7 protein-coding genes are annotated in these 8,088 nt (G+C 70.5%); 3 read left to right on the plus strand and 4 right to left on the minus strand.

What is annotated here, in order from left to right:
- Positions 1 to 14: 14 nt before the first annotated feature.
- The 3 genes from IE191_RS15775 to tsaD are packed head-to-tail and all read right to left on the minus strand — an operon-like array spanning position 15 to position 3,587.
- Positions 15 to 1,535, minus strand: a complete 1,521-nt coding sequence (locus IE191_RS15775; protein WP_229815480.1) for a lipopolysaccharide biosynthesis protein — start codon at positions 1,533 to 1,535, stop codon at positions 15 to 17.
- Positions 1,528 to 2,538 (minus strand): NAD(P)H-dependent glycerol-3-phosphate dehydrogenase, encoded by a 1,011-nt coding sequence (locus IE191_RS15780; protein ID WP_191325343.1) that lies wholly within the window; start codon positions 2,536 to 2,538, stop codon positions 1,528 to 1,530. Before IE191_RS15780 ends, IE191_RS15775 begins: the two co-directional genes overlap by 8 nt.
- Positions 2,535 to 3,587 (minus strand): tRNA (adenosine(37)-N6)-threonylcarbamoyltransferase complex transferase subunit TsaD, encoded by a 1,053-nt coding sequence (gene tsaD / locus IE191_RS15785; protein WP_191325344.1) that lies wholly within the window; start codon positions 3,585 to 3,587, stop codon positions 2,535 to 2,537. Before tsaD ends, IE191_RS15780 begins: the two co-directional genes overlap by 4 nt.
- A gap of 45 nt (positions 3,588 to 3,632) precedes the next feature.
- Here tsaD and hemC point away from each other — a divergent pair, with 45 nt between their 5' ends.
- The 3 genes from hemC to IE191_RS15800 are packed head-to-tail and all read left to right on the plus strand — an operon-like array spanning position 3,633 to position 6,267.
- Positions 3,633 to 4,610, plus strand: a complete 978-nt coding sequence (gene hemC, locus IE191_RS15790; protein ID WP_191325345.1) for a hydroxymethylbilane synthase — start codon at positions 3,633 to 3,635, stop codon at positions 4,608 to 4,610.
- 9 nt (positions 4,611 to 4,619) lie between these two features.
- On the plus strand, positions 4,620 to 5,297 hold the full coding sequence (locus IE191_RS15795) for a uroporphyrinogen-III synthase (RefSeq protein ID WP_191325346.1): 678 nt from the start codon (positions 4,620 to 4,622) through the stop codon (positions 5,295 to 5,297).
- Positions 5,298 to 5,328: 31 nt separating this feature from the next.
- Positions 5,329 to 6,267, plus strand: a complete 939-nt coding sequence (locus IE191_RS15800) for a hypothetical protein (protein WP_229815481.1) — start codon at positions 5,329 to 5,331, stop codon at positions 6,265 to 6,267.
- Positions 6,268 to 6,297: 30 nt separating this feature from the next.
- On the opposite strand, the gene acpA is transcribed toward IE191_RS15800, so the two are convergent.
- Complete coding sequence (acpA, locus tag IE191_RS15805; RefSeq protein WP_191325347.1) at positions 6,298 to 7,914, minus strand: acid phosphatase; 1,617 nt, start codon at positions 7,912 to 7,914, stop codon at positions 6,298 to 6,300.
- Positions 7,915 to 8,088: the final 174 nt, after the last annotated feature.

Here is an 8,088-nt window from a genome sequence, read left to right on the forward strand (position 1 = left end):
TCAATTTATCGCATTCAATTCTTGTGCTTGCGGAACAGCACCCGGTCTTCCGGGCCGAAGCCGCGCCGCCAGATCACCAGGCCATAGACGCCCAGGATCGCCGGGATGCCCAGGCCAAGTTCGGCCCATTCCGGCAGGAAGCGCGCCAGCACGCCCACGCCCACGGCCGGACCTGCGGCCCAGACCAGTGCCCAGCGCCAACTGCTGATCTTCTGCCCAAGGATGCTGCCGAGCAGGCGCGCCTTGAGCAGTGACGCGAGGCCGAGCGAGATCACCAGCGCGAGCGCGGCGCCCATCGCCTCCACCATGCCGCCCAAGCCCAGTTCGCGCGCGGCGACGATGAAGGCCACCGTCAACACGCCTTGCAGGCCGATCGTGCCCAGGCTGATCCACCAGTTGCGCAGGCGCGCGACGTAGATCAGCGCCGCTTCGCTGACCACGGCGGGCGAGGCGACCACTTCGGCAGCGAGCAGCAGCGCCAGCGAACCGGTGCCGGCCACGAAGTTCGGCCCGAACAGGCCCATCACGCCCTTGCCCGGCAGGCCCAGCGCCAGCGCGATGCCGGCCTGCGCCGCCGTGATCCAGAAGCCGACCTGGCAGACCTGGCGGGCAATCGCCCCCAGGTTGTTCTCGCGCAGGTTGCGGGTGATCACCGGGCCTAGGATCGGCTCGAAGCTGGTCTTGAGCTTTTGCGGCAGCGTGGCGACCTGCTGCGCGACGTAATAGATGCCGACCGCTTCGGCGGGGGCGAAAGTGCCGAGGATGAACAGGTCGAGCTTGCGCGTGCCCCATTCCACCGCATCGGCACCGGCCAGCGGCAGGTTGCGATTGGCGAGGCGCAGCAGCGCGCCGGGGCGCGGATCCCACTGGCGCGGCAGGCCATAGCTTTTCAGCAGAGGCACGAAAGCCGTGACCATCGCCGCCAGCATCGCAGCGGCATAGGCCAGGATCAGCCCGCTGTCGCGCAGCGGCGCCCACCATTGCCCGGCGAGCCACAGCCCCCCGGCGGCGAGCGACTGGGTCCACGGCTCCACCACCGCGCGGGCGCGCACGGTGGCGCCCACGTCAAAGCGATAGGCGAGCGCAGCCAGGGCCACGTCGCCCAGCGCGCGCGGCAGGATGGCCAGCGGCAGCAGCCGTTCGGTGGAGGTGTAATCCCCACTGGGGAACATCGCGATCGGCACCAGCCACAGGAGCACCGCGCAGAGCACCGAGACGAGCGCGGACAGCAGCAGGGCATCGGCCACCACGCTGGCGCCGGGGCGGTCTTCCTTGGCCAGTTGCTGGGCCAGGCCGCGCTTCTGCCCCAGCGTGGCCAGTTGCGCGGCGAGTTCGACCACCAGCGTGGCCGAGGCATAGCGGCCCAATGTGGCCGCGCCATAGAGGCGCCCGGCGATGAACAGGAACGGCACGCTGGCGGCCAGGCGCAGCACGAAACCGAAGAAATTGGTGCGCCCGCCCTTGGCCAGCGCGGCGATATCGGCCTGTTCGGCCTTCGCCTCGGAAGCCTGCGCGGAAGGAGTGGAGTCAGCCAAGCGGACGTTCCGCGCGCAAGGGGCGGGCCAGCAGGCTGGCGACGACATCGCGCGCCGGAGCCTGGCCTTGAACCAGCGTGACGACCGCATCGACGAGCGGCATGGCAATTCCCTTCTGGCGGGCAAGATCGGCCAGCACGGGCGCGGTATACGCCCCTTCGGCCACGGTGGCACGGCCGGCCAGCGCCGCCGACGCGGTCTGGCCTTCGCCCAGCGCCTTGCCCAGCGAAAAATTCCGGCTGGAGGACGAGGAACAGGTGAGCACGAGATCGCCCAGGCCGGACAGGCCGGCCAGGGTTTCGGCCTGCGCGCCCATGGCCAGGCCAAAGCGCTGCATTTCAGCAAAGCCCCGGCTGATCAGCGCGGCGCGCGCGTTCTGGCCCAGGCCCAGCCCTTCGACCACACCGCAGGCGATGGCCAATACGTTCTTCACCGCGCCGCCGATTTCCGCGCCAATCACGTCGGCCGAGTAATAGGGCCGGAACGTCGGCCGCGCGATGGTTGGCGCAAGGCGCTGCCACTGCGCGTCCCCGCCCGAGCAGGCCAGCGTCACGGCGGTGGGCAAGCCGGCGGCCACCTCGTGCGCGAACGTGGGGCCAGAGAGCACGGCCACTTGCGCGGCGGGCGCGGCGGCGCGGGCCACTTCGGCCATCAGCCGCCCGGTGCCCGCCTCGATGCCCTTGGCGCAGAGCACCAGATCGCCGGCATAGTGCGGCAGGCCCGAGAGCACGCTGCCCAAAAACTGCGCAGGGGTGACCCACAGCAGCACCGGCAGCGCGGCCATCGCGGCCAGATCGCTGGTGGCGGTGATCGTCTCGGCCAGCGTCGCGCCGGGCAGATAAGTGGGATTGCGGCGCGTGGCATTGATCGTGGCGGCGAGGTCCGGCTCGCGCGCCCACAGCGCCACCGCGCGGCCGTCGCTCGCCAGCATCTGCGCCAGCGCGGTGCCCCAGGCCCCAGCGCCGATCACGCCGATCGCCAACCCGTTCAGGGCCGCGCTCATGCCTTCACCCCGGCGCCGCGCACCGGGGCGGCGCTATCGTCGAGCGGCCAGCGCGGGCGCGCCGGCAAGTCCAGCGGATCGGACTGGCCCGTGGCAAAACGCTCTGCCCCGGCCCAGCCGATCATCGCGGCGTTGTCGGTGCACAGCTTGACCGGCGGGGCAACGAGCGGCAGCCCGGCCTCGCCGGCCAAGGCTTCGAGCGCGCCGCGCAGCGCGGCATTGGCCGCCACGCCGCCAGCCACGACCAGCGCAGTCATGTTCGGGGCGCAGGCCGCCAGAGCGCCGCGCGTGCGGTCGATCACGCAGTCGATCGCCGCCTGCTGGAACGAAGCGGCGAGATCGGCCGGGGCATATTGGCCCGAATCGCGGGCGCGCAGCACTGCGCTTTTCAGGCCGGCGAACGAGAAGTGCGGCTCCCCGCTGCCCACCAGCGGGCGCGGCAGGGGCACCGCGCGCGGATTGCCCTCGCGCGCCAGGCGCTCCACCGCCGGGCCGCCGGGATAGCCCAGGCCGAGGACTTTGGCGGTCTTGTCGAACGCCTCGCCCAGCGCGTCGTCGATCGTGGTGGCCAGGCGCCGATATTGGCCCAGCCCGATCACTTCCAGGATCTGGCAATGCCCGCCCGAAACCAGCAGCAGGCAATAGGGATAGGCCAGCGTCGGGTCTGCCAGGCGCGGCGACAGCGCGTGGCCTTCGAGATGATTGATACCGATCAAGGGCTTGCCGCTGGCCATCGCCAGCGCCTTGCCGGTGACGAGGCCGACCATCACGCCGCCGATCAGACCGGGACCGGCCGTGGCGGCAATCGCGTCCATGTCATCGAGGGTCAGCCCGGCATCGGCCAGCGTGGCGGCCACCATCGGGGCGATCACATCGGCATGGGCACGGGCGGCAATTTCGGGCACAACACCGCCATAGGGCCGATGCGCTTCATCCTGAGAGGCGATGCGCTGGGCCACGATACGATCGGCAAGCGTCTTGGCGCTGCCGTCGATAACGGCAACGGCGGTTTCATCACACGAGGATTCGATGCCAAGGATCAGGGCCATGCGGAGCTTCCCCTTAGAGATAATCCCGTTTACGGCAAGCCAAGCATGATCAACCCGTCTCACAACTCGCCGCAGGCGCCGGCTGACGCATTGGCCCACCCCCTTGCCCGGCCGCTGCGCCTGGGCACCCGCCGCTCGCCGCTGGCCATGGCCCAGGCCGAGGAAACCCGCGCCCGGCTCTGCGCCGCGCATGGCTGGCCGGAAAGCGCGGTGGAACTGTGCCCGCAAGTGGCCAGTGGCGACCGCATCCAGGACCGGCCGCTGGCCGAGATCGGCGGCAAGGCCCTTTGGACCAAGGAGCTGGACGCGGCCCTGCTGCATGGCGAGATCGACTTTGCGGTCCATTCGATGAAGGACGTGGAGACGATCCGCCCGGCCGCAATCATGATCGCCGCCGTGCTGCCCCGCGCCGACGTGCGCGACGTGCTGGTGGGCGCGGCGAGCATTGCCGCCATTCCGCAAGGGGCCAAGGTCGGCACCAGCGCCCCGCGCCGCGCCGCGCAGATGCTGCACGCCCGGCGCGACCTGGAGATCGTTTCATTTCGCGGCAACGTGGCAACCCGGCTGGCCAAGTTGCAGGCGGGCGAGGCGGACGTGACGCTGCTGGCCGCGGCCGGGCTGCAACGCCTGGGCGAAACCGGCGTGGGCCACGTACTGCCGGCCGAGGAATGGCTGCCCGCCCCGGCGCAAGGCGCGATCGGGATCGAATGCCTTGCCGCGCGGGACGACGTGCGCGCACTGCTCGCCGCGATCGACCATGGCCCGACCCATGCCGCGATCCGCGCCGAGCGCGCGCTGCTGACCGGCCTTGGCGGCACCTGCCACAGCCCGATCGCGGTGCTGACCACGGCCGAGGGCGAAGACCTGGTGCTGCGCGCGGCGCTGTTCAGCCCCGATGGCGCGCTGCGCGTGGAAGACACCGCGCGCTTTGCCGCCGACGATGGCGACACCCCGCTGGACCTGGCGCGGCGTCTGCTCGCCCAGGCACCGGAAGGCATTGCCGCGTTCTTCCACGGCGGCTGAACGGCGGCGATGCGCCCGCTGCTGGTCCTGCGGCCGGAACCCGGCAATGCCGCGAGCGTGGCGGCGGCGCGCGCGCTGGGACTGACCGTGCTGGGCGCGCCGCTGTTCGCGGTGGAGGCGGTCGCCTGGACCGTGCCCGATCCGCAGGGCTGCGCCGGTATCCTGGCGGGCAGCGCCAACCTGTTTCGCTTAGGCGGGCCAGGCCTGGCGGCGCTGACCGCGCTGCCGGTGCTGGCCGTGGGCGGGGAAACCGCGCGCGCGGCGCGCGATGCCGGCTTTGCCGTGGCGGCCGTGGGCGAAGGCGGCCTGGCCGAAGTGGCGCGGCATCTGGCGCCGGGCCGCTATCTGCGCCTGTCGGGCGCCGATCCGGTGCCGCTGGAGGTGCCGCCGGGCGTGGAGGTGGACACGATCACGGTCTATGCCGCGCGGCCCCTGCCCCTCTCGGCGGCGGCGCAGGCCCTGCTGGCGCAGCCTTGCGTGGTGGCCCTGCATTCGGGCGAAGCGGCGCGTCATTTCGCCACCGAATGCACGCGGCTGGGCCTGGTGCGCGGGCAGATCGCGCTGGCCTGCCTGGCGCCGCGAATCGCCGCGATGGCGGGTTCCGGCTGGCAAGCGGTTGAAATATCCGCAATGCGCCGCGATCAACCATTGCTGGCCTTGGCCCACCAAATGTGCCAGAACCTGTGACTTCGGGGCCACGAACAAGCGAAAAAGATTGATGCAGGACACGCCATACGGACAAGCAATTCCGCCGCGCCGCCGTGGCGGCGGCCGCCTGGTGGTGGGCTTGGCGCTGATCGTGGTTCTGGCCCTGGGCGGGGGCGCCACCTGGTTTGCCGCGCGCGAAGGCTGGCTGCGGCTGGACGTGGGGCCGCTGGCCAGCGCCAGTGGCGATGTGCCTGCCGCCGTCGCTTCGGAAGCAGTGGTCGCCGCCGCCAGCAGCGCGGCCAGCGATGCCCTGCTGGCCAGCACATCGGCCAAGGTTTCCGCGCTGGAACAGCGCTTGGCCGAAATCAACCAGCAGGCCAATGCCGCCGCTGGCCAGGCCACCCGCGCCGAAGCGCTGCTGGTGGCCTTTGCCGCGCGCCGCGCGATCGAGCGGGGCCAGCCGCTGGGCATTCTGGAAAACCAGCTTCGCGTGCGCTTTGGCGCGACGCAGCCGGGCGCGGTGGACCGCGTGATCGCCGCCGCAGCCCATCCCAACACGCTGGGCAGCCTGTCGGAAGAACTGGCCGGCATTGCGCCGCAATTGATCGGCAAGGCGCCGCGCGGCAACACCTGGGACTGGCTTTCGGCGCAGATTTCCGGGCTTTTCGTGATCCGCCACGATGAAGGCCCCAATGCCACGCCCGAAGCGCGGGCCGACCATGCGCGGCTGGCCGTGGCCGGTGGCCGGGTGGACGCGGCGATCAGCGACGTGGAACGCATGCCGGGCAAGGACGCGGCCACCGAATGGCTGGCCCATGCGCGCGACTGGGTTGCCGCGCAGCGCGCGCTGGACCAGCTCGAAACCGCCGCCATGGTACTGCCCGCACCGCAGCCGGTGGCTCCGATGCCGCAAAGCCAGGCAACCCCCGCCCCGGCGCCGAGCGGGACGGCGCCGACTGCGCCAGCCTCGCCGGACGTGCAGGCGAGCCCGGTTGCCCTGCTGAACTGAACCGGCCGCGCCGCTATCAGACGATCAGCGTCAGACGATCAGGGCGTTGGTCAGGTCTCCCGGCGGCGGTCCGCCGGCCGCCAGCATCGCCTTTTCACGCTCGACCAGGCCCGGCAGCGTCTTGAGGCCAAAGCGGCGCACCAGGAAGCGCGCGATCGAGCCGGTGTCGTAGATCGTGTGATCGACATGGCCGCGCTTGGCGTGGGGCGAAACGATCAGCGCGGGAATGCGCGTGCCCGGTCCCCAGCGATCGCCCTTGGGCGGGGCGACATGGTCCCACCAGCCGCCGTTTTCGTCGAACGTGACGACGATCAGCATCTTGTCCCACTGCGGCGAGCGGCGCAGCGCGTCGATCACCCCGGCGATATGGCGATCGCCGGCGTCCACGTCGGAATAGCCGGCGTGCATGTTGAGATTGCCCTGCGGCTTGTAGAACGTGACCGGCGGCAGCTTGCCCGCCGCGGCATCGGCCAGAAAGGTATTGGTGCGCGCGGTTTCGCCCGTCCCGGCATCGCGCAAGTGGCGTTCGCGCGCCGCCGTGCCCGGCGCGAGATTGGCGAAATAGTTGAACGGCTGGTGGTGCGGCTGGAAATTGGGGCGCGAGGGGAACGCCGCGCTGTTGGCCCGCCCGGCCAGCGCCTCGGCCCAGCCGCCGGCATACCAGGCCCAGTCCACGCCCGCCTCGGTCAGGCGATCGCCGATGTTGGCGTGGGTCTGCGGCGGCAGGGTCTGCGCGGTCACCAGCGCCATGCCGGGCTTGTCGGGATCGGCCTGGTAGGTGGGCAGATAGGGCGGCAGCATGGTGTTGACCGCGCGGTGATCGGGCGTGATCGAATCCGCGACAAAGCGCACCGGGCCATCCATCGCGCTGGCCGGGGTGCCGGCTTTCAGCAGCGGGCGCGGCGGATTGCTGTAGGCCGGATCGAGCTTGACCACACGATCCTTGGCCGGGCTCTTGTCCGCATCGGGATAGAACGGCGGCATGGCGGCGACCAGATACTGGTGGTTGAGGAACGAGCCGCCGAATGCGCCCATGAAGAAGTTGTCGCACAGCGTGAATTCGCGCGCCACCTGCCACAGCCGCAGATTGGCCCGCACATCGCCATAGTGGCCCATGACCAGCGCGCCGCTGTCGCCCCAGGCCACGAAGCCATCGTTGCGCCCGCCGTTGATCTGCCACTGGTTGTTGTAGAAGCTGTGGATCAGGTCGCGGGTGATCACGCCATGGGGCAGCGGATCGCCTTCGGGCGTCTTGAGCGCAAACGGCCCGTTGGGCAGGCCGGTGATGGCGTCCTCGCCGATCTGGAACTCGGCATGTTCGACCACCTGCTTGTCGGGCACCATGCCGTCCCAGATTTTCGGCAGGGTTTCCAGCACGCGGCCATCGCGGTCCTTCTGCCGGGCCCGCTCGGGCGGCACGGCGGACAGCGGCTGCTCAAGCCCCGGAAAATCGGCGAACAGATTGTTGAAGCTACGGTTTTCCGCATAGATCACCACGACCGTGTCGATCTTGGCACGCAGCGCGGCGTCCACCTTGGCGCGCGGGGCGGCGGCCTGGGCTTCGACACCGGCGGCAGCGCTGGTGATGGCAAGTCCCGCCAGCAGGCTGCGGCGGTCTAGGGCGGGGCCGTTGGGCTTGTCGGTCATGGGGACGCAGTTTTTCCGTGGGGGGAGGAATCGGTCGGTGGAATAGAGACTTGCGCGGCGTCTGTCCAAGGTTGAGTGGGCTGGTTTGGCGCGAGGCTTCGCACCACCCCCAACCCCCTCCTCTGAAGAGCAGGGGAATCGCATATGGGCTTGCGCTGCTGATTGAATAGGATT

It is taken from the genome of Novosphingobium pokkalii, assembly GCF_014652855.1.
In the GTDB taxonomy this organism is placed as follows: Bacteria; Pseudomonadota; Alphaproteobacteria; order Sphingomonadales; family Sphingomonadaceae; genus Novosphingobium; species Novosphingobium pokkalii.

Bases quoted from the DNA above. Each gene is read 5' to 3' on its own strand.
- IE191_RS15780 (WP_191325343.1), bottom strand. From the start codon at position 2,538: ATGAGCGCGGCCCTGAACGGGTTGGCGATCGGCGTGATCGGCGCTGGG.
- tsaD (WP_191325344.1), bottom strand. From the start codon at position 3,587: ATGGCCCTGATCCTTGGCATCGAATCCTCGTGTGATGAAACCGCCGTT.
- hemC (WP_191325345.1), top strand. From the start codon at position 3,633: ATGATCAACCCGTCTCACAACTCGCCGCAGGCGCCGGCTGACGCATTG.
- IE191_RS15795 (WP_191325346.1), top strand. From the start codon at position 4,620: ATGCGCCCGCTGCTGGTCCTGCGGCCGGAACCCGGCAATGCCGCGAGC.
- IE191_RS15800 (WP_229815481.1), top strand. From the start codon at position 5,329: ATGCAGGACACGCCATACGGACAAGCAATTCCGCCGCGCCGCCGTGGC.
- acpA (WP_191325347.1), bottom strand. From the start codon at position 7,914: ATGACCGACAAGCCCAACGGCCCCGCCCTAGACCGCCGCAGCCTGCTG.